Source organism: Mycobacteroides sp. H003 (assembly GCF_001440135.1).
Classification (GTDB): domain Bacteria; phylum Actinomycetota; class Actinomycetes; order Mycobacteriales; family Mycobacteriaceae; genus Mycobacterium; species Mycobacterium gwanakae.
This window is the reverse complement of sequence record NZ_LJYL01000009.1, coordinates 611,252-637,013: the sequence shown is the minus strand read 5'-3', so window position 1 is coordinate 637,013 and position 25,762 is coordinate 611,252. Positions and strand designations below refer to the sequence as shown.

The 25,762-nt window shown below is 64.3% G+C and carries 26 protein-coding genes and 1 tRNA gene; 4 read left to right on the top strand and 23 right to left on the bottom strand.

Annotation, left to right across the window (positions count from 1 at the left end; translation table 11 throughout):
* Window positions 1–587: 587 nt before the first annotated feature.
* A complete protein-coding gene (murA, locus tag AOT87_RS03430; RefSeq protein ID WP_030094907.1) occupies window positions 588–1,841 on the bottom strand; it encodes a UDP-N-acetylglucosamine 1-carboxyvinyltransferase in 1,254 nt (417 codons plus the stop codon).
* 84 nt (window positions 1,842–1,925) lie between these two features.
* Between murA and AOT87_RS03425 the strand changes: the two genes are divergently transcribed.
* Entirely contained in the window at window positions 1,926–2,501 is a 576-nt protein-coding gene (locus tag AOT87_RS03425; protein ID WP_057968726.1) for a cob(I)yrinic acid a,c-diamide adenosyltransferase, read from the top strand.
* On the opposite strand, the gene AOT87_RS03420 is transcribed toward AOT87_RS03425, so the two are convergent.
* The 15 genes from AOT87_RS03420 to rpmE all read right to left on the bottom strand — a co-directional run bounded on the left by AOT87_RS03420 (window position 2,498) and on the right by rpmE (window position 15,268).
* A complete protein-coding gene (locus AOT87_RS03420) occupies window positions 2,498–2,920 on the bottom strand; it encodes a DUF2550 domain-containing protein (protein ID WP_030094905.1) in 423 nt (140 codons plus the stop codon). The two genes, AOT87_RS03425 and AOT87_RS03420, sit on opposite strands and share 4 nt — an antisense overlap.
* Before the next feature lie 52 nt (window positions 2,921–2,972).
* Window positions 2,973–3,338 carry a F0F1 ATP synthase subunit epsilon gene (locus AOT87_RS03415; protein WP_030094904.1) on the bottom strand — a complete coding sequence of 122 codons (366 nt, stop codon included), beginning with the start codon at window positions 3,336–3,338 and terminating at the stop codon, window positions 2,973–2,975.
* Between the two features lie 33 nt (window positions 3,339–3,371).
* Window positions 3,372–4,802, bottom strand: a complete 1,431-nt coding sequence (gene atpD, locus AOT87_RS03410) for a F0F1 ATP synthase subunit beta (protein ID WP_030094903.1) — start codon at window positions 4,800–4,802, stop codon at window positions 3,372–3,374.
* A gap of 14 nt (window positions 4,803–4,816) precedes the next feature.
* The gene (locus tag AOT87_RS03405) at window positions 4,817–5,749 is read right to left on the bottom strand and encodes a F0F1 ATP synthase subunit gamma (RefSeq protein WP_057968699.1); all 933 of its coding nucleotides are present in this window, start codon (window positions 5,747–5,749) and stop codon (window positions 4,817–4,819) included.
* 6 nt (window positions 5,750–5,755) lie between these two features.
* Complete coding sequence (atpA, locus tag AOT87_RS03400; RefSeq protein WP_030094901.1) at window positions 5,756–7,402, bottom strand: F0F1 ATP synthase subunit alpha; 1,647 nt, start codon at window positions 7,400–7,402, stop codon at window positions 5,756–5,758.
* 47 nt (window positions 7,403–7,449) lie between these two features.
* Window positions 7,450–8,796, bottom strand: a complete 1,347-nt coding sequence (locus tag AOT87_RS03395) for a F0F1 ATP synthase subunit B/delta (RefSeq protein ID WP_057968700.1) — start codon at window positions 8,794–8,796, stop codon at window positions 7,450–7,452.
* Window positions 8,797–8,802: 6 nt separating this feature from the next.
* Window positions 8,803–9,336, bottom strand: coding sequence for a F0F1 ATP synthase subunit B (locus AOT87_RS03390; RefSeq protein ID WP_030094899.1), 534 nt, complete (start codon window positions 9,334–9,336; stop codon window positions 8,803–8,805).
* A gap of 5 nt (window positions 9,337–9,341) precedes the next feature.
* The gene (locus AOT87_RS03385; protein WP_030094898.1) at window positions 9,342–9,593 is read right to left on the bottom strand and encodes a F0F1 ATP synthase subunit C; all 252 of its coding nucleotides are present in this window, start codon (window positions 9,591–9,593) and stop codon (window positions 9,342–9,344) included.
* 62 nt (window positions 9,594–9,655) lie between these two features.
* Window positions 9,656–10,414, bottom strand: a complete 759-nt coding sequence (gene atpB / locus AOT87_RS03380; RefSeq protein ID WP_030094897.1) for a F0F1 ATP synthase subunit A — start codon at window positions 10,412–10,414, stop codon at window positions 9,656–9,658.
* A gap of 7 nt (window positions 10,415–10,421) precedes the next feature.
* On the bottom strand, window positions 10,422–10,847 hold the full coding sequence (locus AOT87_RS03375) for an ATP synthase subunit I (protein ID WP_030094896.1): 426 nt from the start codon (window positions 10,845–10,847) through the stop codon (window positions 10,422–10,424).
* Between the two features lie 261 nt (window positions 10,848–11,108).
* Window positions 11,109–12,335 carry an MraY family glycosyltransferase gene (locus AOT87_RS03370; protein ID WP_057968701.1) on the bottom strand — a complete coding sequence of 409 codons (1,227 nt, stop codon included), beginning with the start codon at window positions 12,333–12,335 and terminating at the stop codon, window positions 11,109–11,111.
* A gap of 15 nt (window positions 12,336–12,350) precedes the next feature.
* Complete coding sequence (locus AOT87_RS03365) at window positions 12,351–13,022, bottom strand: L-threonylcarbamoyladenylate synthase (protein WP_030094894.1); 672 nt, start codon at window positions 13,020–13,022, stop codon at window positions 12,351–12,353.
* A gap of 9 nt (window positions 13,023–13,031) precedes the next feature.
* A complete protein-coding gene (prmC, locus tag AOT87_RS03360; protein WP_030094893.1) occupies window positions 13,032–13,874 on the bottom strand; it encodes a peptide chain release factor N(5)-glutamine methyltransferase in 843 nt (280 codons plus the stop codon).
* A gap of 5 nt (window positions 13,875–13,879) precedes the next feature.
* A complete protein-coding gene (gene prfA / locus AOT87_RS03355) occupies window positions 13,880–14,950 on the bottom strand; it encodes a peptide chain release factor 1 (RefSeq protein ID WP_030094892.1) in 1,071 nt (356 codons plus the stop codon).
* Between the two features lie 93 nt (window positions 14,951–15,043).
* The gene (gene rpmE, locus AOT87_RS03350; RefSeq protein ID WP_030094891.1) at window positions 15,044–15,268 is read right to left on the bottom strand and encodes a 50S ribosomal protein L31; all 225 of its coding nucleotides are present in this window, start codon (window positions 15,266–15,268) and stop codon (window positions 15,044–15,046) included.
* A gap of 187 nt (window positions 15,269–15,455) precedes the next feature.
* On the opposite strand from rpmE, the gene AOT87_RS03345 reads away from it, so the two are divergent.
* Complete coding sequence (locus AOT87_RS03345; protein WP_030094890.1) at window positions 15,456–15,671, top strand: hypothetical protein; 216 nt, start codon at window positions 15,456–15,458, stop codon at window positions 15,669–15,671.
* A gap of 152 nt (window positions 15,672–15,823) precedes the next feature.
* Window positions 15,824–16,315, top strand: a complete 492-nt coding sequence (locus AOT87_RS03340) for a hypothetical protein (RefSeq protein ID WP_057968727.1) — start codon at window positions 15,824–15,826, stop codon at window positions 16,313–16,315.
* A 60-nt stretch (window positions 16,316–16,375) separates the two neighbouring features.
* Here the strand turns inward: AOT87_RS03340 and rho are convergent, their stop codons facing one another.
* The 6 genes from rho to argS form a co-directional block, all read right to left on the bottom strand.
* Window positions 16,376–18,292 carry a transcription termination factor Rho gene (rho, locus tag AOT87_RS03335; RefSeq protein WP_057968702.1) on the bottom strand — a complete coding sequence of 639 codons (1,917 nt, stop codon included), beginning with the start codon at window positions 18,290–18,292 and terminating at the stop codon, window positions 16,376–16,378.
* A gap of 335 nt (window positions 18,293–18,627) precedes the next feature.
* Window positions 18,628–19,548 (bottom strand): homoserine kinase, encoded by a 921-nt coding sequence (gene thrB, locus AOT87_RS03330; protein ID WP_057968703.1) that lies wholly within the window; start codon window positions 19,546–19,548, stop codon window positions 18,628–18,630.
* Complete coding sequence (gene thrC, locus AOT87_RS03325; protein WP_030094886.1) at window positions 19,545–20,612, bottom strand: threonine synthase; 1,068 nt, start codon at window positions 20,610–20,612, stop codon at window positions 19,545–19,547. The genes thrB and thrC overlap by 4 nt, the downstream gene beginning before the upstream one ends.
* On the bottom strand, window positions 20,609–21,913 hold the full coding sequence (locus tag AOT87_RS03320; protein WP_057968704.1) for a homoserine dehydrogenase: 1,305 nt from the start codon (window positions 21,911–21,913) through the stop codon (window positions 20,609–20,611). Before AOT87_RS03320 ends, thrC begins: the two co-directional genes overlap by 4 nt.
* Window positions 21,910–23,322, bottom strand: coding sequence for a diaminopimelate decarboxylase (gene lysA, locus AOT87_RS03315; protein ID WP_057968705.1), 1,413 nt, complete (start codon window positions 23,320–23,322; stop codon window positions 21,910–21,912). Before lysA ends, AOT87_RS03320 begins: the two co-directional genes overlap by 4 nt.
* Entirely contained in the window at window positions 23,319–24,971 is a 1,653-nt protein-coding gene (argS, locus tag AOT87_RS03310; protein WP_057968728.1) for an arginine--tRNA ligase, read from the bottom strand. Before argS ends, lysA begins: the two co-directional genes overlap by 4 nt.
* 121 nt (window positions 24,972–25,092) lie before the next feature.
* Here argS and AOT87_RS03305 point away from each other — a divergent pair.
* Window positions 25,093–25,165 (top strand) — tRNA-Arg (locus tag AOT87_RS03305).
* A gap of 5 nt (window positions 25,166–25,170) precedes the next feature.
* Here the strand turns inward: AOT87_RS03305 and AOT87_RS03300 are convergent.
* The gene (locus AOT87_RS03300) at window positions 25,171–25,749 is read right to left on the bottom strand and encodes a hypothetical protein (RefSeq protein ID WP_030094882.1); all 579 of its coding nucleotides are present in this window, start codon (window positions 25,747–25,749) and stop codon (window positions 25,171–25,173) included.
* Window positions 25,750–25,762: the final 13 nt, after the last annotated feature.

Below are 25,762 nucleotides of genomic sequence, written 5' to 3'. Positions count from 1 at the left end.
CTGTCAAAAGAATTGTTATCGACATAAAATGTCTATATAAACACTGACACACTATTGAGTTCTCAAACAACACATTTAATTTGTTGTGGCTATGAATTCCGGAATTACTTCCTTCATTCTCGCCTTCGCCCTTTCGGGCGACTCGGAAACCGTATCAAGTTCGGTGAACTTGAGTCAAATTCCCGGTTTTGGCTGGTCACTTGCGCACCATCCGATCGCCGACATTCTGGAATTTCTTCCTGAATTCCGACTTCCGCTCTTTCGGGCGGCTGGGAAACCGTATCAAGTTCGGTGAACTTGAGTCAAATTCCCGGTTTTGGCTGGTCACTTGCGCACCATCCGATCGCCGAGATATCTGAATTTCTTCTTCTATTTCGGCTTTCGCCCTTTGTAAGCGGCCCGGGAACCGTATCAAGTTCGGTGAACTTGAGTCAAACTCCGGGTTTTGGCTGGTCAACTGCGCACCAACCTAAGACCGGAATTTCGGAATCGCTTCCTTGTCCCGGCCTCGCTCATTCAGGGCAACCCGACCACTGTACCAAGTCCAATGAACTTGAGTCAACTTCGGGTTCTGGGGGTGGTCAGCGCTAGCTGACCCGCTCGACTTCGGCACCCAGGCTCTGGAGGTTCTCCACGAACAACGGGTAACCGCGGTCGATATGAAAGACATCGTATACCTCGGTGACGCCATCCGCCACTAACCCCGCAAGCACGAGTCCGGCGCCGGCCCGAATGTCCGATGACCACACCGGCGCGCTGGACAGTTGACGGATACCCCGAACTACCGCATGGTGCCCGTCGGTCCGCGCGTCGGCCCCCAACCGCATCATCTCCTCTACGAAACGGAATCGGGCCTCGAAGACGTTCTCGGTGATCATGGAGGTGCCGTCGGCTATCGCTGCAAGCCCAATTGCCATGGGCTGCAGGTCAGTTGGGAATCCCGGGAACGGTAACGTGGCCACATTGATCGCTTTGGGGCGCTCGTACTGAACCACACGAAATCCGTTGTCGTTCTGGGTCACTGTCGCACCGGCATCATGCAGCTTGTGTAGCACCAGCTGCAGGTGCTCCGGATCCACTCCCGTCACCGTGACATCGCCACGCGTCATCGCAGCAGCCAAACCCCAAGTGGCAGCGACGATTCGGTCTCCAATGACGCGATGCTCGGTGGGATGAAGCTTCGGAACACCGATCACCGTCAACGTCGACGTTCCAGCACCCTCTATCTGGGCACCCATCTGGACCAGCATGGTGCACAGGTCCACCACGTCCGGTTCACGCGCGGCGTTGTGGATGGTGGTGACACCATCCGCGAGAACCGCTGCCATCAAGATGTTCTCGGTCGCCCCCACGGAGGGGAACTCAAGCTGAATATCAGCTCCATGCAACGCTTTTGCCTCGGCGACCACGCACCCATGTTCGATGGTGCACTCCGCTCCAAGCTGTCGCAATCCCGCCTGATGCATGTCGAGTGGACGTGAGCCGATCGCATCTCCGCCCGGTAACGCCACCTTGGCACGCCGGCAGCGCCCCACCAGGGGGCCCAGGACACACACCGAAGCCCGGAACTGGCGCACTGCCGCGAAATCAGCCTCGTACTTGGGTTCATCGGGAGAAGTGATCCTGACAACATCGCCCTCTAGTTCCACCGTGGCGCCCAATCCACGCAGGACATCCGCCATCAGCGGCACATCAAGGATGTCCGGACAGTTGGTGATGGTGCTTGTTCCCTCAGCAAGAAGAGCAGCGGCCATCAGCTTGAGCACGCTGTTCTTGGCGCCGGTTACTGCCACGTTGCCGGTAAGCCGGGCGCCGCCGGTCACCAAGAAATGCTCGCTCACGCCCGACAGCGTAGCCGGGTAACGTTTCGACACATGACCGATGAGGCCCCGGACCCGCAACGTGAGCGAGGATCATCGAGCGGCGTGCATCTGACTCGCATCTATACCCGCACCGGAGATGACGGAACCACGGGTCTGAGCGACTTCTCGCGTGTATCGAAGAGTGATCCGCGGCTGGCCGCATACGCCGACTGTGACGAGGCCAACGCCGCCATCGGCGTCGCGGTTGTGCTCGGGAACCCAAGCCAATCGGTCGGTTCGGTATTACTGCAGATCCAGAACGATCTCTTTGACGCCGGCGCGGACCTGTCCACTCCCGTCGTACCCGATCCCGAGTACCCACCGTTGCGGATCACCCAGCCCTATGTCGACCGTCTCGAGCGCTGGTGCGACGAGTACAACGCCGATCTGCCGAAACTGAATTCGTTTGTGCTGCCGGGCGGTACCCCGCTATCCGGGTTGTTGCACGTGGCGCGGACCGTGGCACGTCGGGCAGAACGGTCGGCCTGGGCGGCCATCGACGCCTATCCCGACAGCACCAATGTGCTCACCGCCAAGTACCTCAACCGGCTCTCGGATCTGCTGTTCATCCTGTCGCGGGTTGCCAACGACGGTAAGGACACTCTCTGGAAGCCCGGCGGCCCGGCGCAGCCCGCCTAACGCTCGCGACTGCGGCGCTCCGCACGCGGTGAGGGCCGCGACTCAACCCAGGACATGAATGCGGTCAACGCACCGCGATCCAGGGCCATTTCGTAGGTGCGCGCACCATCGCGCAGCTGCAGCACCACGATCTCTGCCGTCATGATGTCGTACTCGTCACCGCGCGGAATCCGCCGGTCGATGATTTCCAGTTCACGCCGCGAGAGCTGGCGATCGGGCCAGAGCCGCACGCTCGAAAGCCGATAGAACTCGGCCTGAGATTCGCGATAGCGCATCACGCCGTGTCGCCAGCGACCCTCCCCCGCCTCCGGCACATCGCGCAGCAATGCCGCGGTGCCGCCATTGCGCAACTTGAGCAGACGAAAGCTCAATGCAGCCACCGCCAAAGCAAGGACGGCGATGACCGATATCTCGATCATCGCCGTCACGCTCAAAGCGGTATTTCCTTAGTGGTTGGCCGTGTGGGTACTGCTAAACCGTCTGGCCAAGGGCACGCAGACGCGCGCGTCCCTGCGCCGCAACCCGTGGATCCTCAGAACCGGAATCGGTCTTGGCCTTGGACTCGTCGATATCCGCACGAGCCTGCGCGGACTCAACCAGGATGCTCACCTTGGTGTCGGTGATCGACAGGAATCCCCCGTCGATCGCCCACCACAGGTCATCATCGCCCTCGCGCTCAATCTTCACCGCTGCATCGTCCACCAGCTGCGCCACCAACGGAATGTGGTGCGGCAGGATGCCGATTTCACCGGAGGTCGTGCGGGTAAAGACGAATGTGGCCTTACCCGACCAGATCTCACGCTCGACGGCGACAATCTCGACGTCAATCTCGGACATTCAATGCACCTCCTTCAGATAGCTAGTGACGAATTACAGCTTGGCGCCGAGGCTTTCGGCCTTCTTCGCCAAGTCGTCCAGGCCACCGATGAGGAAGAACGCCTGCTCGGGCAGGTGGTCGAACTCGCCCTTGGTGAGCTTGTCGAACGCCTCGATGGTCTCCTTGAGCGGCACGGTCGAGCCGGGCTGACCGGTGAACTGCTCGGCGGCCATCATGTTCTGGCTCAGGAAGCGCTCGATACGACGTGCGCGGCCCACCAGCTGCTTGTCCTCTTCCGACAGTTCGTCGATACCGAGGATCGCGATGATGTCCTGCAAGTCCTGGTAGCGCTGCAGAATCCGGATGACTTCCTGCGCGACGCGGTAGTGCTCGTCACCCACGACGGACGGCAGCAGAATCGTCGACGACGAAGCCAGCGGGTCCACGGCCGGGAAGATGCCCTTGGAGAACACCGCACGAGAAAGCTCGGTGGTGGCGTCCAGGTGCGCGAACGTGGTCGCCGGCGCCGGGTCGGTGTAGTCATCGGCGGGCACGTACACGGCCTGCATCGAGGTGATGGACCGGCCACGGGTCGAGGTGATGCGCTCCTGCAGCTCACCCATCTCGTCGGCCAGCGTCGGCTGGTAACCCACGGCCGAAGGCATACGACCCAGCAGGGTCGACACCTCGGAACCGGCCTGGGTGAACCGGAAGATGTTGTCGATGAACAGCAGCACGTCCTGGCCCTGCTCGTCGCGGAAGTACTCGGCCATGGTCAGCGCCGAGAGGGCGACGCGCATACGCGTGCCGGGCGGCTCGTCCATCTGGCCGAACACCAACGCGGTGTCCTTGAGGACGTTGGCGTCGGCGAGCTCGACCCAGAGGTCGTTGCCCTCACGGGTGCGCTCACCCACGCCGGCGAACACCGAGGTGCCACCGAAGTTGCGGGCGATGCGGTTGATCATCTCCTGGATCAGAACGGTCTTACCGACACCGGCACCACCGAACAGGGCGATCTTGCCACCACGCACGTACGGGGTCAGCAGGTCGACGACCTTGAGGCCGGTCTCCAGCATCTCGGTACGCGGCTCGAGCTGATCGAAGGCCGGGGGCTTGCGGTGGATGGACCACTTCTCGAAGTCGCTGCCGTAGCCCGGCTCGTCGAGGCAGTTGCCCAGGGCGTTGAACACGTGCCCCTTGACGCCGTCGCCGACCGGCACCGCGATGGTGTTACCGGTGTTGATGACATCCACGCCGCGCACCAGACCATCGGTCGGCTGCATGGACACGGTGCGCACCAGGTTGTCGCCCAGGTGCTGTGCGACCTCGAGGGTCAGCGTCTTGGCCATCGCCTCGTAGGTGATCTCGGCGTTGAGGGCGGAGAAGAGCGGCGGCACGGCGTCGCGCGGGAACTCCACGTCAACAACCGGGCCGGTAACGCGAACCACTCGCCCTACGGTCTTGTTAGCAGTTGGTGCGGTCATGTACTCGTCTCTTCCTAATGTTCGCTTGCGGCGGCCGAGGCAAGCGCGTCCACGCCGCCAACGATTTCACTGATTTCCTGGGTGATCTGGGCCTGGCGAGCGCGGTTGGCTTCCAGGGTGAGTCCCTTGATGAGCTCATCGGCGTTGTCCGTGGCGGCCTTCATGGCGCGCCGGCGGGATGCCGACTCCGAGGCTGCCGCCTCCAGCAGCGCCGCGTATACCCGGGTGGCCAGGTAACGAGGCAGCAGCGACGCGAAAAGCGTTGTGGCGTCAGGCTCGAACGAATACTGGGTGGTGGGGCCGGTGGCCTCGCCGACGTACTCGATCTCCATCGGGGCGATCCGCTTGGCCACAGCCGACTGGGTCAGCATCGACTTGAACTCGGTGTAGACGATATGGAGCTCGTCCACACCCAGAATTCCGTCAGCGCCCGGATCGTCACCGTCGTCATCGGCGCCCGACAGGAACGCGTCCACCAGCACACCCGCGATCTGCTGAGCATGTGTGTACTCGGGTCGCTCGGAGAACCCCGTCCAAGACTCGGTGACCGTGCGGCCCCGGAACTTGTAGAAGTTCAGTGCCTTACGGCCGATCACGTAGATCACCGGAGTCTTGCCCTGCTCGCGCAGCAGCGCGAAGAGCTCCTCGGCGACGCGGAGCACGTTGGCGTTGTAGCCACCGCAGAGCCCGCGGTCCGATGACACGATCAGCACGCCGGCCCGCTTGGGCTCGGCCCGCTCCACCAACAGCGGATGATCCAGCGCGGCATCATCGGCGAGCGCGGTGAGCACGTTGGTGATCTCGGTCGCGTACGGCCGGGCAGCCACCACGCGAGCCTGCGCCTTGGAGATGCGCGATGTCGCGATCAGCTCTTGCGCCTTGGTGATCTTCTTGATCGACCCGGCGGATTTGATCCGCCGGCGCAATTCTCGGATTTGTGCAGCCATGGCTGATTACTTCTTGGGAGCCGGCTTGCGGACCTGGACGGTCTCCTGACCGACCTCGGACGCGTCGAGCGCCTCGGCCGCTGCGTCCTTGACCTCCACCGAGCTGCCGTCGGTGGCGGCGAAGCTCTTCTTGAAGTCGTTCACGGCGTCGGTCAGCTTGGTCTCGGTGTCCTCGGAGAACTTCTTGGTCTCCTTGATATCGGCCAGGATGTCGGCGTGTGAACCGCGCACGTGATCAAGGAACTCCTGCTCGAAGCGGATCACATCGCCCACCGGCACCGAGTCGAGGTGTCCACCGGTGCCCAGGTAGATCGCGACAACCTGCTCCTCGACCGGGTACGGCGAGTTCTGCGGCTGCTTGAGCAGCTCGACCAGGCGGGCACCACGCTCCAGCTGGGCCTTCGAGGTGGCGTCCAGGTCGGAGGCGAACGCAGCGAAGGCTTCCAGCTCGCGGTACTGCGAGAGCTCCAGACGCAGCGAGCCGGCCACCTCCTTCATGGCCTTGATCTGTGCGGCACCACCCACGCGGGAAACCGACACACCGACGTTGATGGCCGGGCGCACACCCTGGTTGAACAGGTCCGTCTGCAGGAAGCACTGTCCGTCGGTGATCGAGATGACGTTGGTGGGGATGTAGGCCGAGATGTCGTTGGCCTTGGTCTCGATGATCGGCAGACCCGTCAGCGAACCGGCACCGAGCTCGTCGGAGAGCTTCGCGCAACGCTCCAGCAGACGCGAGTGCAGGTAGAAGACGTCACCCGGGTATGCCTCGCGGCCCGGCGGACGACGCAGCAGCAGCGAAATGGCACGGTAGGCCTCGGCCTGCTTGGTCAGGTCGTCGAACACGATGAGGACGTGCTTGCCCTGGTACATCCAGTGCTGGCCGAGAGCCGAACCGGTGTACGGCGCAAGCCACTTGAAGCCGGCGGCATCGGAGGCCGGGGCGGCGATGATGGTGGTGTACTCCAGCGCGCCGGCCTCGTCCAGGGTGCGGCGCACCGCGGCGACGGTCGAGCCCTTCTGACCGACAGCGACGTAGATGCAGCGCACCTGCTGTGCCGGGTCACCGGTCTCCCAGGCCTGCTTCTGGTTCAGGATGGTGTCGACGCAGACGGCGGTCTTGCCGGTCTTGCGGTCGCCGATGATCAGCTGGCGCTGGCCGCGACCGATCGGGGTCTGCGAGTCGATGGCCTTGATACCGGTCTGCAGGGGCTCGGACACGCTCTGGCGCTGAACCACGGAGGCGGCCTGCAGCTCGAGGGCACGGTTGGTCTCGGCCTCGATGTCACCACGGCCGTCGATCGGCTGGCCCAGCGGGTTGATGACGCGGCCCAGGAAGGCGTCGCCCACCGGCACCGACAGCACCTCGCCGGTGCGCTTGACCTGCTGGCCCTCTTCGATGCCGTGGAAGTCACCGAGGATAACGGTGCCGACGCTGCGCTCGTCGAGGTTGAGCGCCACGCCCAACACTCCGCCCGGGAACTCGAGGAGTTCCTGGGTCATGACCGAGGGCAGGCCCTCGACGTGGGCGATGCCGTCACCGGTGTCGGAGACGATGCCGATTTCTTCACGGGTGGGGTCGGCAGAGAACGTCGCGACGTACTGCTCGATCGCGCCGGAGATATCCGCCGAGGAGATCGTCAACTCTGTCATGGCTTTTCGTCTTCCTGCTCGTCTATCGGGGTAGGTCTAAATAATGGTCAGTTGGGCAGATGGAGTGCGGCGGCCGAGAGTCGGCTGGACAGACTGCCATCGATCTCCTCGTCACCGATGTTGACGACGAGCCCGCCCAGCAGCTCGGGATCCACATCCAGTTGCACCGCGATGGTGCGGCCGTAAATCTGCCCGAGCACCTGGGCAAGCCGTGTGCTCTGTGCATCGCTGATCGGTGCGGCCGACTTCACGTGTGCCACTGACTCGTCGCGCCGGGCAACCGCAAGTTCGGCCACCTCGAGCACGGCGACATCGGCGCGCTTGCCACGCAGCAGACGCACGGTCTGCGCGAGCAGGCTTGTCACGATCAGATTGGACCGACCGGCCAGCACGTTCTTCAGCAATGCCACACGATCGGCGGCAGGCGAGGTGGTGTTACCCAGCAGCGTGCTCAGCTGCGGCTCGCTGTCCAGGATGCGACTGACGCGGAACAACTGGTCCTCGACGTCGTCGATCTGGCCGTCGCGCTCGGCCCGCTCCAGCAAGGCGAGACGGGCGATGTGTTCGATCGCGGTGATCAGGTCGTTGGAGGCGGACCAGCGGGCGGTCACGGCCGCACGCACGACCTCGAGTGCAGGCCGTCCGATCTTGGACCCGAACACCGAGTCGACCAGGGCGACCTTGGCGGCCTGCTCGCTGGCATCGACCGGCTCGGAGAGGTGCTTGCGTAGCACCAATTCCTTGATGAGAACCTCGGCGACCGCAGTCAGATCATCGGCCAGCGCGTTGAGCGTCAGGCTGTCGAGGGAGACCGCATTGGCCTGGAAGGCCTTCACCTGCTCGGCGAGCGATTCGCGGCTGGCGGCGTGCAGACCCGCACCACCGGCGGCCAACGGCCGACGTTCGGTATTGATACTGCCGGCCATCTGCGACAGCTCATCCAGGAACCGGTCGACAGTGGCGGACTGCGCCGCGGGGTCGCTCACGTGTGAACGAACCAGATCGCCTGCACGGTTCACGGATTCGGCGCCGAGGTCACCGCGGAGCTGACGGATCAGCTGCTGGCGCTGAAGCAGGATCTGCTCCTGCCCATGCACCTTGATCCGCTCGACCTCGGCATCGGCCTGCTCGCGCAGCTGCTTCGAGATCTGCACGGCATCGGCCTTGGCTTCCTCCGCGATGTGGGCGGCGTCGGCCTTGGCATCCTCGATGGCCTTGGCATGTGCACCCTCGGCCTCGACCAGCTTGTCCGCCGCAGTCTTGCTGTCAGCGAGCTGCTGACGCACCGCGTCCTGCTGCTTGGCCATCAACGTGCGTACCGGCGGCACCACGAACTTGACCACCAGGAACACGATGACAGCGAAACCGATGAGCTGTCCGATAAATGTCGACATCTTTGTTTAGCCTCGCCCTGCGTTCGCTGGTTCCGAAAGGCTCACGCCGAGAACGCGTTCGGCGAGCGTCCGAGACAGGCTCTCGACGCTTGCCGACAGCTCTCCGGAAGTTGCCTCGCCCTGACGAGCCAACTCTTCGGCGGCCTTCGCATTCACGGCGGTCGCTTCGGTGTTGGCCCGCTGACGCATGTCCTCAAGAATTCCGCGTCCCTCGGCTCTGGCCTCGTCACGCACCGCGGTTGCCGCACCGCGCGCCTTGGCCAGCTCGTCCTTGTAGTCAGCCTCGGCGGCGGTGAATTGCTCAGCGGCGTTCCGGTTGTCCTCGGCCGTCTTGGCGACCGTGTCCTCGCGTGCCTTGAGCACCTTTTGGATCGGCGGCACCACGAAGGTTCCGATGACCGCCAGGACGATCAGGAAGATCGCCAAGACGACAAAGAAGGTGCCGTTGGGGATGAGGAAGTTGTTCTGCTTCCCACCCTCTTCGGCGGCTTCCGCCGCGACTGCCATGACGGCAGAAGCGACACTGTGCAATTCACCCATGCCGATTAGCTGGCGCCGGGAGTCGCGAAGACGAACAGCGCCATGAAGGCCAGGTTGATGAAGTACGCAGCCTCAACCAGACCGACGGTGATGAAGAACGGGGTGAACAGCCGGCTCTGAGCCTCGGGCTGACGGGCCACACCCGAGATCAGCGCGTTACCGGCGATACCGTCACCGATACCGGCACCGATCGCGCCGCCGGCCATGATCAACCCACCGCCAATGAGGGCACCAGCAACAATTGTCGGGTCCGCCATTTTCTTCCTCCTTATTAAGTGGTAGCTGTGCTACCAGGGTCTATTCAATGTGGTCTGTGTAATTAGTGGTGCTCGTCGTCCAGTTCCATCGACTGGCTGAAGTACAGGACAGTCAGCAGCGCGAAGATGAAAGCCTGGATCAGGCCGACGAACAGGTCGAACGATTTCCAGATGGCGTTGGGCGCCCACATGATCCATGCCGGGAACATCGCGATCAGCGCGACCATGATGCCGCCGGCGAACATGTTGCCGAAGAGTCGCAGCGACAGCGAGATCGGCTTGGCCAGTTCCTCGATCGGGTTGATGAACGCCGTCACCCAGGTGTGGCCCTTGAGCAGCTTGATCGGGTGGCCGATGAGGCCGCGGCGTGCAAAGCCCGCGATGTGGTAGCAGACGAAGACGAACAGCGCCAACGCCAGCACGTAGTTGATGTCCGAGGCTGGCGGGGCCAGCAGTTCGGCCGTCTTTCCGTTCTCGTCCGTGTACTGCACGGGCAGCACCGAGATCCAGTTGGACACGAGGATGAAGACGAAGATCGTCACCGCCAGCGGCAGCACGAACGGCGCGATCCTCATGCCGATGGCCGACTCGACCTGATTGCGGAACTGAACGGTCACCGCCTCGAAGAACAGCTGCACCCCATTCGGCACACCGGTCGAGGTGACCTTGGCCCGCAGGAACAGTGCCAGCGCGATCACCACCACCGCGGCCAGCGAGGTGGCAACGATGGTGTCCACGTTGACCTCACCGAGAAAACCCCAGTGTGCGTGCTTGTGATGGCCAACTTCGATGGCGGCTTCTGCCTGGAATGTCGTAATCATGCTGGGCTTATACCTCCGCCTGCGGCTGATTCACTGAACGGATCCCTTTCCACACCGGCACAGCGGTGGTCAACACCAGCAGCACCTGGAACAACGCGACTCCGAAGAACACCCCAAGACCTGCGGGGCGGAACACGAAGGCGATCACCAGGGCGAGGACGGTGATGATCATCAACCGCGCTGCGGAATTGATGGCCATCTTTTGCTTGCTTGGATTGTCTTGCGCAGTAATGACTTCCGCAGACTGGCGAACGAGGAGAGCGTTCACCAGTCCGAGGCCAAGCCCAGTAACGAAGAAAATGCCGAACTGCCAATGCCCGAGCAGGGCGGAGGCCAGCAGAGCCAAGGCACCGAGCACGCCACACAGAACCGCCAGACGCAACGGGCGAAACGCCAATGCCGGAAGGACCAGCGGGGCGTCGGGCGTTGTCACCTGGGGTGTCACCTCACATCTTTGTCGGGGTGGCGGAACAAAAACTGCATTCGTCGGTTCCAGACCTTATAGGAGGTCTGCGGGCTCGCTGAACTCACCTCAAAGGGCAGCTCCCTGTCGGTCAGTTGATCGGTCCGGCGAACCCTTGGATTGTCTAGACAGACTTTCCAAAAATTGCACCGATCCGGCGTGGCCGGCACCCGTGAGTTTTCGGGTATGGCAGAACCGTATCACATGGTAGAGGGGGTTAATGCACCCCTACTACTTTTCGTCGTACATGACCGGTTCGGCCGGAACCGTCGTCGAACTCCCGTCCAATTGAGCGCCCGAGAGCTGATCGGGTTCTTCGCCGCGCAGCAAGGGCACAACCGTCGCCACGATGGCGATACCGATCGCTCCCAACACCACCGCACCGGCATACCGGGGCTCGAAGAAGATGGTGCTGGCGGCACCGAACGCGATGATGGCCACCCACAAATAGATGATCAGCACCGCCTTGCGATGGGAATGCCCGATCTGCAACAGCCGGTGATGCAGATGCATCTTGTCCGGGCTGAAGGGGCTGCGGCCCGCGCGGGTGCGCCGGATGATCGCCAACAACGCATCCAGGGCGGGCACCAGCATCACCGCGATCACCAGTAGGAACGGCGACAACAGGACGAACATGTCTTTGGCCCCGTACGAGCTCTGCGAGATGGGGCCCGCGGCCGTGGTCGATGCCGCGGCCAGCATGAGGCCGATCAGCATCGACCCCGAGTCCCCCATGAAGATGCGGGCCCGGTGGAAGTTGTGTGGCAGGAATCCGAGGCACGCCCCGGCCAGCACTACCGAAATGACGGCGGGCGGGTAGTACAGGACGTCACCGCCGTGGCTGCGCAGCAGCCCGATCGAGAAGATGCAGATGGCCGCCGCGGTGATGAGCCCCAGGCCTGCGGCCAGACCATCGAGACCGTCCACGAAGTTCATGGCGTTGACGATCGACACCGTCAAGGCGAGCGTGACCAGGATGGACGACATCTGATCCAGCACGATCGTTCCCACCCCACCGAACGGGATGTAGATCATGCTCCAGGCCACCCCCATGGTGACCAGCACGCTGGCGGCCGTGACTTGGCCCGCGAATTTCGTGAGCGCGTCCAGGCCCCACTTGTCGTCGATAAGACCGACGATCATGATGATGCCTCCCGCGACGACCACGGCGGGCATTCCCGAGGAATAGACGAATCCCCTTGTCAGGGCGGGCAGTTGCGAGGCCAGGAAGATCGCGGCACAAACACCGAGATACATCCCGAGGCCGCCCATCCGGGGGGTCGGCTGCAGGTGCACGTCGCGTTCGCGCGGGTAAGCCACCGCTCCCACCCGGGTCGCGAACATCCGTACACCACCGGTGCAGAAGAACGTCGTGATAGCCGCGGTCAGCCCAACCAGGGCAAGCTCACGCAGAGGGACACCCGCACCGCGATCGGCAAGGGCCAGCAGCTCACTCACGCATCCGACCGTACTTCAAGATTCTGTGGGTTCCGCCGACTCGCCGGGACCGACGTCGCCACCAATCACATCGACGATCTGTTCCCGGGTGATCGGCCCCTCCCGCACGACCAGCGGTACCGGCCCGGTGAGATCGACGATGGTCGACGCCGCCCCCAATTCCGCGGTGCCGCCGTCCAGATACACGGCAACCTTGTCCCCCAGTTGATCGCGTGCCTCACCGGCGGTGAGTGCCGCCGGCTGCCCCGAAACATTGGCACTGGAGACCGCCATCGGACCGACAGCGCGCAAGAGATCGATGGCCACCGGATGCAGCGGCATCCGCAGCATGACGCTTCCCTGCGCATCCCCGAGATCCCAGGACAACGACGGCGCATGCTTCACGATGATGCTCAGCGGTCCGGGCCAGAACGCCTCGATGAGTTCGCGGGCCGCCGACGGAACGGCGAAGACGAGCCCGTCGATGGTGTGCCAGGACCCGACGAGCACGCCGACGGGCATATCCCGGCCTCGCCCCTTGGCGGCCAACAGCGCCGAAACCGCATTGGAATCGAATGCGTCACAACCTAATCCGTAGACGGTATCGGTGGGCATCACCACCAACTCACCCGCCTTGAGCGCGCTCACCGCCGCGTCGACCCCCTCCTGGCGGGTCGCAGCGTCCTGGCATTCGTAGACGGCGGTCACGACCCCAGTCTATGACGCCGGAGATTTGCGGCGTGCGGTGACAAATCTCGGACGGCCTGCCAGGTCGTGTCGCTGCACAACCTCATCGAACAGTCCACTGGCCGTGAACAACTCACGTGTTCCCTCACCGTTCGTGTCGTCATGCTCAACACCGATGTGGCCTCCGGAGGCAAGGAGCCGGCCTGCGGCGGTCACGATTGGCGCGATGACGGTAAGCCCGTCGAACCCCGCAAAAAGCGCCAACGGCGGATCATGCTGCGCCACTTCCGGCTCCAATTCGGCGTCTTCGGGGATGTAGGGCGGGTTGGCGACGATCAGATCGACCGTTCCATCGAGCTCCGTCAGCAGCGCGGGTGAGGTCACGTCGGCCTGGATCACCTCGATCGGAGTTCCGGCGGTGTTGCGCCGTGTGTAGACCAGTGCCTGATCGTCAAGCTCGATCGCGAGGATGCGTGCGGCGGGCTCGTCATGCGACAGCGCGATCGCCAGCGCCGCGGACCCGGCACAGAGCTCGACGACCGTGGCGTGTGGCGTCAATTTCCCTGTTGCCCAGGCATACAGAGATTCCGTCTCCGGACGCGGGATGAACACGCCCGGGCCCACCGACACCTCGACGGGGCCAAATGCGGCGTTTCCGGTCAAGTGTTGCAAGGGAATCCGCTGCACGCGCGCCGCCACCAGGTCGCGGTAACTCTCGGGGAAATCAGGGGCGAGCTCGGCGAAGCGCAATCGCGTTCGCGAGACTCCGAGCAGATGGGCGGCGAGCTCTTCGGCGTCTACCTGCGGACTGGAAACTCCTGCCTCAGAGAGCGATTCGACCGCCTCGGCGATCAGCTGACGCAACGCGCTCATCTCGCTCACGCCTCCTGAAGGCGTGCCTTCCGATCGGCCACTGCCAGCGCATCGAACAGTGCGTCGAGGTCACCGTCCAGCACCTGGTCAAGGTTGTGCGCCTTGAACCCCACGCGGTGATCGGTGATGCGGTTCTCCGGGAAGTTGTAGGTGCGGATGCGCTCACTGCGATCCACCGTGCGGATCTGGCTGGCCCGGCCGGCGGAGGCGTCGGCTTGCGCCTGCTCCTCGGCGAGCGCCTGCAGCCGCGCCGCCAGCACCTGCATGGCGCGGGCCTTGTTCTGCAGCTGAGAACGCTCGTTCTGGCAGGTCACCACGATCCCGGTCGGCAGGTGGGTGATGCGGACCGCCGAGTCGGTGGTGTTGACGCCCTGGCCGCCCTTACCCGAGGAGCGATAGACGTCGATCCGAAGGTCCGACTCGTCGATCTGGATTTCTTCTACCTCTTCCGGCTCCGGATAGACCAGCACTCCGGCTGCCGAGGTGTGCACGCGCCCTTGGGATTCGGTGACGGGCACGCGCTGGACGCGGTGCACACCGCCTTCGAACTTAAGCCGCGACCAGACGCCGTCGGCAGTATCGCCCTTGCTGGCGATGGCCAAGGTGGCGTCTTTGTATCCGCCGAGGTCGGATTCGGTCTCGTCGAGAACGGTGACCTTCCAGCCATGCCGCTCGGCGTACCGGATGTACATCCGGGCCAGGTCGGCAGCGAACAGCGCCGATTCCTCGCCTCCCTCACCAGATTTCACTTCGAGGAGGATGTCGTCACCGTCATGGGGGTCGCGGGGCGCGAGCATGTCCGAGAGCTGCGTCTCCAGCTCGGCGATCGAAGATTCCAGCTCGGTCACCTCGTCGGCGAACGAGGGATCGTCCGCCGACAGTTCACGGGCGGTGGCCAGATCATCGCGGGCGGAGACCAGCTTGCGGTGGGTGGCGACGATCGGCGAGAGCATCGCGAACCGGCGTCCGGCCTTGCGCGCCGCGCCAGGATCCGCGTGCAGCGCTGGGTCGGCCAGTTGCTTCTCCAGTTCAGCGTGCTCGGCCAGCATTCCTTCGATCAGCGGCGTCTCGCTCATGCGCCCTCCTCCCAATGTTCATACCCGCACTTGGTCATACAAAAAACCGACGCCCGGACTGCACAAAGGCAAATCCGGGCGTCGGCAAGGAAGCTATTTGTCGGCTGCGGCCTTGCGCTTGCCGTACCGGGCCTCGAACCGGGCGACGCGACCGCCGCTGTCCAGGATCTTCTGCTTACCGGTGTAGAAGGGGTGGCACTGCGAGCAGACCTCGACCACGATGTGGCCGCTGTCCTTGGTGCTGCGGGTGGTGAAGGTGTTGCCGCAGCCGCAGACCACGTTGGTCTCGACGTAGGTGGGGTGGATACCCGATTTCATTGCTTTTCCTCTGCGTGTTGTGGTCGCCGGGTCGCTTGTGGGCGTGAACCGGAACCCTTCAAAAGGCTGAGAGGCCATTATGCCAGCTCAGTTACGTAGAACCTAAACGGCGCCGACCTGCGCACTATTCCCGATTTCTGAACCCGGCGTACGTTGGGGAAGGAAAGCCGATTCGGGAAGGAAACGCATGAACATCAAGAGATTGATCGTCACAAGCGCATCCGCGGCAGCGATGGGTTTGGCCGCATTCGCCGGCGCACCGGGGCTGGCCTACGCCGACCCCATCACGCCCCCGGCACCGCCGCCCATCCCCCAGGCCCCACCGATCCCCCAGGGAACCGGTGTACCGCCCGTCCCTCAGGCGCCGCCGATTCCGCAGATTCCGTCCATTCCGCAGCCCTGATACTCGCCCGACCTCGGGCATGTAACGGGCATTGACATCCTGTCGATATTCACAACGACAGCCGCGGCATAACCAACGCGGTGCAGTTGTTGGAAATCGGTACTTCGGTTGAGTCGGGGCGAACCGCCGAGATAATCGGACAGGAGTCGCACGTGAATCTGAAAAGTGTTGTGAGCCGGGGCGTCATCGTTGGCGCGTTGACGATGGGAGCGCTTGGCCTGGGCGCCGTTCCGGCGTATGCGCAGCCTCCGGGACAGCCCGGTTACATCCAGGATCATCCCAACCGCCCACACGGCGACGATGACGATGACTGGGGCGGCCACGACGGTTGGCGGAACAACGGCAACTGGCGCGGCAATGACAATTGGCGCGACCGCGACCAGGACTGGCGGGACGACCGCAGATGGCGCGATGACCGCCGGGAATGGCGCGACAACCCGTGGCATTACGACCAGCGTCCACCGTGGGGCTGGGCCCCGCCACCTCGCGCGGAATGGCGCGGACCGCTTCCAGATCGTTGGGGCCCGCCCCCAGCGGCCTTCGACTACTGGGGATACCGGGTACAGCCGATCTGGGATGACGGTTTCCGGACCTGGGGATTCTGGCTGTTCGGTATCTGGATTCCGCTCGCGTCGATCGGCTAGCGGTCCCGGCCACATGAACCTGCGCGGTATGACCGATACCCGGTGATACCGCGTCAGGCTCTAGCTGTACTGCGGCTCGTCAGCGCCGTTGGAGCCCGGAGTGTTCTTGGAGACCTGGACCAGGAATTCGTAGTTGGTCTTGGTCTTGCGCAGCTGGCTCATCAGCAGGTCGATGGCCTGGTGTGAATCCAAGCCGGAGAGCACGCGGCGCAGCTTGTGCACGATCGCGAACTCGTCGCCGCTCATCAGCAACTCGTCCTTGCGAGTACCCGACGGGTTGACGTCGACGGCGGGGAACACGCGGCGTTCGGCGATCTTGCGGTCGAGCTTGAGCTCGGCGTTACCGGTGCCCTTGAACTCCTCGAAGATGACCGTGTCACCGGTGGATCCGGTCTCGACCATCGCGGTGGCGATGATGGTCAACGAGCCGCCGTGCTCGATGTTGCGCGCCGCGCCCAGGAACCGCTTGGGCGGGTACAGCGCCGTCGAGTCGACACCACCGGACAGGATGCGGCCGGACGCCGGCGAGGCGTTGTTGTAGGCACGTCCCAGACGGGTGATGGAGTCGAGCAAGACCACGACGTCCTTGCCCTGTTCCACGAGACGCTTGGCACGCTCGATGGCGAGCTCGGCAGCCTGAGTGTGGTCTGACGGCGGGCGATCGAAGGTGGAGGCGATGACCTCACCCTTGACCGAGCGCTGCATGTCGGTGACCTCTTCGGGCCGTTCGTCGACCAGCACCACCATCAGATGGCACTCGGGGTTGTTGGCGGAGATCGCGTTGGCGATGTTCTGCATGATCGTGGTCTTACCGGCCTTCGGCGGAGACACGATCAGCGCGCGCTGCCCCTTGCCGATGGGCATGATCAGGTCGATCACACGAGTCGTCAGCTTCTCGGTGGTGGTTTCCAGCCGCAGCCGCTGATTCGGGTACAGCGGGGTCAACTTGGTGAAGTCGGGACGCTTCTTGGCGTCCTCAACCGGGCCGCCGTTCACGGAATCGAGGCGCACCAGCGGGTTGAACTTCTGGCGCTGGTTCTGATTCCCGGCATCCGGGTCGCGGGGTACCCGCACGGCGCCGGTGATGGCATCGCCGCGGCGCAGCCCGTTCTTGCGAACGAGGTTCATCGAGACGTACACATCGTTCGGGCCGGCCAGATATCCGGACGTCCGGACGAATGCGTAGTTGTCGAGCACATCCAGAATGCCGGCCACGGGCTGGACGACATCGTCCTCGCGCAGCTCGGTCTCGCCACCCTCGTTGGTGTTGCGATCGCGACCACGACGGCGTTCACGGGTACGGCGACCACGACGGCCCCGGCCCTCACCGTCATCGCCGCGGTTGCCCTGGTTCTGGTTGTTGTCCTGGTTCTGGTTGTCCGGGTTCTGGCTCCCCGAGCCACCCTCACGCCCCGAGTTCTCGGCGTTCTCCGAGTTGCCCCGGCCGCCGTTCTGCTGCTTGCGCTCGCCCTCGGCGTTCTGGTTCTGGTTCTGGTTGCGACGCCGCTCACCGCGTCCCTCGCGAGGCGCGCCCGCCGTCTCGGAGTCCTTGCCCTCACCGGAGTCGGCTTCCGGAGCGGACTTCGGCGCCTCGGCGGGCAGATCGAGTGCGGTCTGAGTGGGCTCGGATCCAGCAGATTCGTTCTGCTCGTTCTGGGCCGGTTCCTTCTGGGCAACCTCGGCCGGTGCTGAGGCCTGAGGCTGCTGGGCCTGGGTGGACTGGTTGTTGTTCTTCGACGCGCCAAGCGCACCCTGATGCTCACGAATGGCGGCGATCAGATCGCTCTTACGCATTCCGGAGGTGCCCTTGACGCCTACTTGGCTGGCCAATGCACGCAACTCCGGCAACACCATCGTCGACAGCGCACCCAGTCCATCACCCCGACGCTCCTTGTTGGAGCGATCAGAGGAGGCTGTGGCGGGCGCCTCGGGGGCTTCCGGGGCGGCTTCGGTCGCGATGAGGTCCGTATCGGTCACGGATTTCCTTTCCTTCCCCCGCCGAATATGGGGCGAGGGTCTCACTTCGGCCAGTCAGGTTGCTGGCCGCGAAGTTCATGCTGCGGGCCCACACAGATAGGGCCACGCGAGGTCCTGAGAAATGGCAGCTGACCATCGACCTTGCCCAATATCGCCGCCTGTCGGCGACGACGGAGGCATCGGAAAGAACTAGGAGAATTTGTGATCGTCCTCGTTCTCGGCGCAGGTGCGCAGAAGCTGCAATTGCTGGGACTGATACCGAGGATAACCCCCAGGTGGGTATCAAGCAACCAGCACCCCCCGGCGAGTCCCCCGCTCACCAGCCATAACGTCGGCTATCGAACCGACACGCCCGCCGATACGGACATCGTCGCCAGCGAGAAACCTTGATCTTCAGCGTATTTCACCGCGACGTCAGGGATATCACCGGTGGTCAGGGCCAATACCGCAGGTCCAGCCCCGGAAAGAACCGCCGCAACCCCCTGACTGCGCAGGTATCCAAGAACCTCGGCGGACGCCGGCATCGCGGAGGCGCGCTGGGGCTGATGTAGGCGGTCTTCGGTGGCCGTCATCAGCAGATCCGGCCGCGCGGTCAGCGCGACGGTGAGTAGCGCCGCTCGGCTAATATTGAACCTGGCGTCTACATGGGTGACAGATTCTGGCAGCAATACGCGAGTGTACGCAGTGGAGGACTGTTCCTCCGGGATCGCGGCGACAATTCTGATATCGGGGTGCACATCCAGCCGGGTGGCCGCATAGACGGGGGCCGCACCCGTGGTCTCCGACCAGGAGACCACGGCTCCCCCGAGCACGCTGGCCGCCGCATTATCGGGATGCCCCTCGAATTCCGAGGCCAACTGCACCAGCGCCTCGTCGGAGAGCACCGGGTGTCCGGCCTTGGCAAGGAGTCCGTTGGCGGCGGCCAGGCCGGCAACCGCAGCCGCGGCCGAAGAACCCAAACCCCGCGAGTGTGGAATCTTGTTGCGGCACTGAACGATCAGACCAGCGGCGGCAGCTCCTCCGGCGGCGAGCCCACGCTCGATCGCCCGCACCACCAGATGACTGCCATCCAGCGGGACCTCACCGGCACCCTGACCTTCGACAGCCACCTTGAGACCGGATTCGGTTGTACTGACCTCGATCTCGTCGTACAGCGACAGCGCGATTCCGAGGCTGTCGAAGCCCGGACCCAGGTTTGCACTCGACGCCGGCACCACGACGGTGGTGATCAGCCCCGCGGGCAGGATTTGGTTCACGCGAGTTCCAGCGCCTCGGCGACCGCGCTCGCCTGCACCGGAATGGGAGTCACCTCGGGCATGCCGCTCAGGGCGTTATCGGGATCCTTCAGGCCGTTCCCCGTCACGGTGCACACCACGGTGGAACCCTTCGGAACCCAGCCGTCGGCAACCGATTTCAGCAGGCCCGCGATGCTGGCCGCCGACGCGGGCTCCACGAACACGCCCTCGCTGGAGGCGACCAGCCGGTAGGCGCTGAGAATCTCCTCATCGGTGACGGCCAGGAACTTGCCGCCCGATTCCTGTTGTGCGGCAACAGCACCCGACCACGACGCAGGCGATCCGATCCGGATGGCGGTGGCGATGGTCTCCGGATTGGCAACCGGCGCCCCGTTCACCAACGGTGCCGCACCCGCGGCCTGCGCACCCAGCATCTTGGGCAACCGGTCCGACAGACCGTCGCGGTGGTACTCGTTGTAACCGCGCCAGTAGGCGGTGATGTTTCCAGCATTGCCGACCGGCAGCGCGTGAATATCGGGGGCGGTGCCGAGGGCATCCATGATCTCGAAGGCCGCAGTCTTCTGTCCCTCGATGCGCACCGGGTTCACGGAGTTCACCAGGGCGATGGTCGGATAGTCCGCGGTGGTCTTGCGCGCCAGCTCCAGACAGTCGTCAAAGTTGCCGTCCACCTGGATGATCCGCGCACCGTGGATCACAGCCTGGGCCAGCTTGCCCATCGCGATCTTGCCCTGCGGGATCAGCACCGCACACGTGATACCCGCCTTGGCGGCGTAGGCGGCGGCGGAGGCCGAGGTGTTCCCGGTCGAGGCGCACAACACCGCGCGCTGGCCACGGGCCAGCGCGTCGGTCACCGCCATGGTCATACCGCGGTCCTTGAACGAGCCGGTGGGGTTGAGGCCTTCGACCTTCAGGTGCACGGTGCAACCGGTGAGCTCGGACAGCCGCTTCGCGGGAAGCAGCGGAGTGCCACCCTCGCGAAGCGTCACGGGCTGCCAGTTCTCACCGATCGGGAGGCGGTCCCGGTATGCCGCGATGAGGCCGGGCCAAGGGGTATGAACGGTCACTCTTGTGTTCCTTCCAGCCGGATGACACTTGCGACACCCAACACCACGTCGAGGTCGGCAAGTGCAGCAACGGTTTCCGAGAGCGCAGCATCGGTGGCCTTGTGGGTGAGCACCACCAGACGGGCGCCCGTCTCGTCGACCTCGCCCTCCTGCCGGACGGTGGCGATGCTGACTTCGCGCTTGGAGAACTCGGCGGCGACGGTGGCCAGCACACCGGGCTTGTCGGCCACCCGCATGCGCACGTAGTACCGGGTCGGGATGAGACCGATCGGCGCAATGGGCAGCTGTGCGTACCGGGATGCCCGCGGACCGCGTCCGCCCTGCACCCGGTTGCGCGCCGCCATCACCAAATCGCCGAGCACGGCCGATGCGGTCGGCGCACCGCCGGCGCCCTGGCCGTAGAACATCAGCTCGCCGGCGGCCTCAGCCTCGACGAAGACCGCGTTGAACGCTCCGTTGACGCTCGCGAGCGGATGGGTCAACGGCACCAGCGCCGGGTACACCCGCGCCGAAACTCGTTGGTTTCCATCGGCGTCCGTAAGCCGTTCACAGATAGACAGCAGCTTGATGGTGCACTGCAGGGCTCGCGCCGACTCGAAGTCGTCGGCACTGATCTTCGTGATGCCCTCGCGGTATACGTCGTCGGCACTGACCCGGGTGTGGAAGGCGATCGACGCGAGAATGGCGGCCTTGGCCGCAGCGTCGTAGCCCTCGACATCGGCGGTCGGATCGGCCTCGGCGTATCCGAGCTCCCCTGCCTCGGCAAGTGCGGTGTCATAACCGGCCCCGGTGGTGTCCATGGCAGACAGGATGTAGTTGGTGGTGCCGTTGACGATGCCGGACACCCGAATCACCGAATCGCCGGCCAGCGATTGGGTCAAGGGCCGGATGACGGGAATGGCACCGGCCACCGCAGCCTCGAAATAGAGGTCAACCCTTGCCTTCTCGGCAGCTTCGGCGAGCTCACCGGCAGACTGGGCCAGAAGCGCCTTGTTGGCGGTCACCACCGACTTGCCCGCGTTGAGTGCACCCAGGATGCCGCGCCGTGCGGGTTCCACCGGACCCATGAGCTCGACGACGATGTCGACGTCGTCTCGTGAAACCAGCGCGTCGATATCGTCGGTGAGCAGCTCGACCGGAACACCGCGGTCATCGGCCACACGGCGCACACCGATACCGCGAATCTCCAGCGGCGCACCGATACGGGCGGCGAGGTCACTCGCGCTGCTTTCGATGATCCGCGCTACTTCACTGCCGACGTTGCCCAGGCCCAGGATCGCTACGCCTATCGCGTCACTCATTCACTTACCTCCAAACTCACCAAATCCTCGACGGTCTCGCGCCGCAGGATCAGTCGCGCCTCGCCGTCCTTGACGGCGATAACCGCCGGACGGGTTAGCAGGTTGTACCGGCTGGACATCGAGTAGCAGTACGCACCGGTCGCGGCGACCGCCACCAGGTCGCCGGGAGCCACGTCCTCGGGCAACCACGCGTCCCTGACCACGATATCGCCGCTTTCACAGTGCTTTCCCACCACCCGGGACAGCACCGGTGCGACGTCACTATCGCGGGAAACCAGCTGCGGGTGGTACTCGGCCTGATACAGCGAGGTGCGGATGTTGTCGCTCATCCCGCCGTCGACGCTCACGTACCGCCGCTGCCCGTTGGACAGGATCACGTCCTTGGTGGTGCCCACGCGGTACAGCGTCACGGTGCCGGGACCGGCGATGGCCCGGCCGGGCTCGATCACCAAACGCGGCTCGGGCAGGCCCGCCAGCGCCGACTCGGTGCGCACGATCACGCCCAGCTTGGCCGCCAGATCCTCGATGGGAGGCGGATCGTCGGACGGCACATAACTGATGCCGAGGCCGCCGCCGAGGTCGATGATGTTGAGCTGCGCGGTCTTCTCGGTACCGAACTCCGCGACCACCTCGCGCAGCAGCCCGATCACCCGGTGCGCGGCGACCTCAAACCCGTCGACATCGAAGATCTGCGAACCGATGTGGCTGTGCAGTCCCACGAGTCGCAGGTTGTCGGTGGCGAAGACACGTCGCACGGCCTCCAGTGCCTGCCCACCGGCCAGCGACAACCCGAACTTCTGGTCCTCATGCGCGGTGGAGATGAACTCATGGGTGTGCGCCTCGACACCGACGGTGACACGCACCAGAACGTCTTGCACCACACCGGCACTGCCCGCGATCGCGTCCAGTCGCTCGATCTCGATCATCGAATCGACGACGATGTGTCCGACGCCTACCTGCACCGCCTGGGCGAGCTCCGCCTCAGATTTGTTATTACCGTGCAACGCGATTCGCGCCGGAGGGAACTCGGCGCGCAGCGCGATGGCCAGCTCGCCCGCTGAGCAGACGTCCAGGCCCAGCCCCTCATCCTTGATCCACCGCGCGATCTCGGTGCACAGGAACGCCTTCGAGGCGTAGTGCACGCGCGCAGCACCACCGAACGCCGCGGCCATGTCGCGGCAGCGCGATCGGAAGTCGTCCTCGTCGATGACAAAAAGCGGCGTGCCGTACTTCTCGGCGAGCTCGGAGACGGTGAGGCCCGCAAGGGTCACCTCGCCGTCGGTGCCGCGAGAGGCATTGCGGGGCCATACGTTCGGTGCCAATTCGGTCGGGTTGACCGGAGGTGCGCTGCTCATGGCGGTGTGCTGTTCCCCTTCTGCGTGGCGGGGGCCTGCCGGGTGTGCGCTCACATCCGCTCCGGTGCGCTCACGCCGAGAATGTCCAGGCCGTTGGCGATGACCTGCCGGGTGGCAAGGCATAACGCTAGGCGTGCCGCATGCAGATCCCCCGGTGTTTCGTCACCTTGCGGGAGCACCCGGCACGAGTCGTAGAACCGGTGGTAATCACCGGCGATGTCTTCCAAATACCGTGCGACGCGGTGCGGTTCACGCAGCACCGCGGCGTTTTGCAGAATACGGCCGAACTCGCCGAGCCCCCGGATCAGCGCACCCTCCTTCTCATGGGTGAGCAGTTCGAGATGATCGGTCGAGTGCCGCAGGCCCAGATCCGCGGCATTGCGCGCCAGTGCACAGAGCCGTGCGTGCGCGTATTGCACGTAATAGACCGGGTTCTCACTAGACGCGGAGGCCCACAGCTGCAGATCGATGTCGATCGAGGTGTCCACCGAGGACCGGATCAACGCGTAGCGCGCAGCATCGACTCCAATGGCGTCGACCAGGTCATCGAGAGTGATCACGGTGCCTGCACGCTTGGACATCCGCACCGGCTGACCGTCGCGCACCAGGTTGACCATCTGACCGATGAGCACCTCGACGCTGTCGGCGTCGTAACCCAATGCCGCCGCAACGGCTTTCAGGCGTGCGATGTACCCGTGGTGATCGGCACCGAGCATGTAGATACACAGGTCGAAGCCGCGCTCGCGCTTGTCGAGGTAGTAGGCGATGTCACCGGCGATATAAGCAGGATTGCCATCACTCTTGATGACAACGCGGTCCTTGTCATCACCGAAGTTGCTCGAACGCAACCAGGACGCGCCATCCTTCTCGTAGATGTTGCCGGTCTTACGCAGCTGCGCGATGGCCTCCTGCACCCGTCCCGAGGTGTGCATCGAGTCCTCATGGGTGAAAACGTCGAAGTCCGTACCGAACTCGTGCAGCGACTTCTTGATGTGGGTGAACATCAGGTCCACGCCGATTTCCCGAAAGACTTCGGCAGCCTCGGTCTCCGGCAGCGCGAGCGCATCGGGACGCCGAGTAAGGACCTGCTTGGCGATATCGGCGATGTAATCGCCGGCATACCCGTCCTCGGGAGCTTCCTTGCCCTCGGCCGAGGCGATGAGCGAGCGGACAAACCGGTCGATCTGCGCGCCATGGTCGTTGAAGTAGTACTCGCGGGTGACCTTGGCGCCCTGGCGGGTCAGCAGGCGGCCCAACGCGTCGCCGACCGCGGCCCACCGGGTGCCCCCGATGTGAATCGGGCCCGTCGGGTTGGCCGAGACGAACTCCAAGTTGATGGTGTGCGTGCCCTGCGCATCGGAATTGCCGTAGCTCTCGCCCGCGTCCAAGATGTTCGCGACGATGGTGCCCTGTGCGTCGGCGGCGATCCGCAGGTTCACAAACCCAGGTCCGGCAATCTCCGCGGCAGCGATAGCGTCGTTGGCGACGAGGGCATCGACGAGCCAGGTGGCCAGGTCACGCGGGGCGACGCCGACCTTCTTGGCGACCTGCAGGGCCACGTTGGTGGCGTAGTCACCGTGCTCGGGATTACGGGGCCGTTCGACGGTCACGGTGTCCGGTAGCGCCGACGTGTCCAGACCTCGCTCGTCCAGCACCGTGGTAGCGGTGGAACGTAGCAGGTCGGCGAGGTCGGCGGGAGTCACGGCGATCATCCTATGGGCTCGGGTATCCAGGCCCCGAATCCTTTACCCGCGACCGAAACGGTGGTCGGGATGCCGGTTGGGATGCGCTAGGCTGTCCCCGCTAGTCTTTCCAAGCCCTGACGCCCTCGTAGCTCAGGGGATAGAGCGTCTGCCTCCGGAGCAGAAGGCCGCAGGTTCGATTCCTGCCGAGGGCACACAATTATTCGGCCGCGGGACTTTCCGCCGCGGCGGCAGCAGCCTCACGAACCTGCTGCTTCTCCACCTTCACTCGGCGTCGCCAGTTACGCACCACGAAGAACGTGACGAGCAGGAAGATCACCAGCGCCACGGTCGCCCCGATGGCCGTCGCTCCCCGGAAACCGGGCGCTTCGACGTCCAGCACACGCTCACCGGCATGTGCGGAATTGCTGGTGCCGAACACGATCGTCAGGGTCATCAGGTTGGGCACCGCGACAATGACGGCGAGCAGTGTCAGCACCCCGGCGAAGAAGGTCCCGCCGCGGCGACCCCGTATCAAAAATGCCCACAGCGCGAGCAACAACGGTATTCCGGTGCACAGCAGACCGAGCGTGAGCCCGCTGCCGATCCCCTTGGTGAAGCTGCCGTGACCGGACATATCGGCGATGCGTTGTGCCCACCACCGCGGGATGAAGGCCGACAGTGCGAAGTACACGGCAACCAAGGTCAACAACAACGCAATGACCGCGATCACGCGACCGCGCCACCTCGCCCAGACCGACTCCTTGCCCACAGGCCCTGCTTTGCCACTCCCAGCCATGGGAAAAGGCTAT

Excerpts from the sequence above, each read along its gene's own strand:
- AOT87_RS03420 (WP_030094905.1), bottom strand. The coding sequence starts at position 2,920 with ATGATCGAGATATCGGTCATCGCCGTCCTTGCTTTGGCGGTGGCTGCA.
- AOT87_RS03415 (WP_030094904.1), bottom strand. The coding sequence starts at position 3,338 with ATGTCCGAGATTGACGTCGAGATTGTCGCCGTCGAGCGTGAGATCTGG.
- atpD (WP_030094903.1), bottom strand. The coding sequence starts at position 4,802 with ATGACCGCACCAACTGCTAACAAGACCGTAGGGCGAGTGGTTCGCGTT.
- AOT87_RS03405 (WP_057968699.1), bottom strand. The coding sequence starts at position 5,749 with ATGGCTGCACAAATCCGAGAATTGCGCCGGCGGATCAAATCCGCCGGG.
- atpA (WP_030094901.1), bottom strand. The coding sequence starts at position 7,402 with ATGACAGAGTTGACGATCTCCTCGGCGGATATCTCCGGCGCGATCGAG.
- AOT87_RS03395 (WP_057968700.1), bottom strand. The coding sequence starts at position 8,796 with ATGTCGACATTTATCGGACAGCTCATCGGTTTCGCTGTCATCGTGTTC.
- AOT87_RS03390 (WP_030094899.1), bottom strand. The coding sequence starts at position 9,336 with ATGGGTGAATTGCACAGTGTCGCTTCTGCCGTCATGGCAGTCGCGGCG.
- AOT87_RS03385 (WP_030094898.1), bottom strand. The coding sequence starts at position 9,593 with ATGGCGGACCCGACAATTGTTGCTGGTGCCCTCATTGGCGGTGGGTTG.
- atpB (WP_030094897.1), bottom strand. The coding sequence starts at position 10,414 with ATGATTACGACATTCCAGGCAGAAGCCGCCATCGAAGTTGGCCATCAC.
- prmC (WP_030094893.1), bottom strand. The coding sequence starts at position 13,874 with ATGAGCGCGTTGCGTCAGCTGATCGCCGAGGCGGTCGAATCGCTCTCT.
- prfA (WP_030094892.1), bottom strand. The coding sequence starts at position 14,950 with ATGAGCGAGACGCCGCTGATCGAAGGAATGCTGGCCGAGCACGCTGAA.
- rpmE (WP_030094891.1), bottom strand. The coding sequence starts at position 15,268 with ATGAAATCGGGTATCCACCCCACCTACGTCGAGACCAACGTGGTCTGC.
- AOT87_RS03345 (WP_030094890.1), top strand. The coding sequence starts at position 15,456 with ATGAACATCAAGAGATTGATCGTCACAAGCGCATCCGCGGCAGCGATG.
- AOT87_RS03320 (WP_057968704.1), bottom strand. The coding sequence starts at position 21,913 with ATGAGTGACGCGATAGGCGTAGCGATCCTGGGCCTGGGCAACGTCGGC.
- AOT87_RS03300 (WP_030094882.1), bottom strand. The coding sequence starts at position 25,749 with ATGGCTGGGAGTGGCAAAGCAGGGCCTGTGGGCAAGGAGTCGGTCTGG.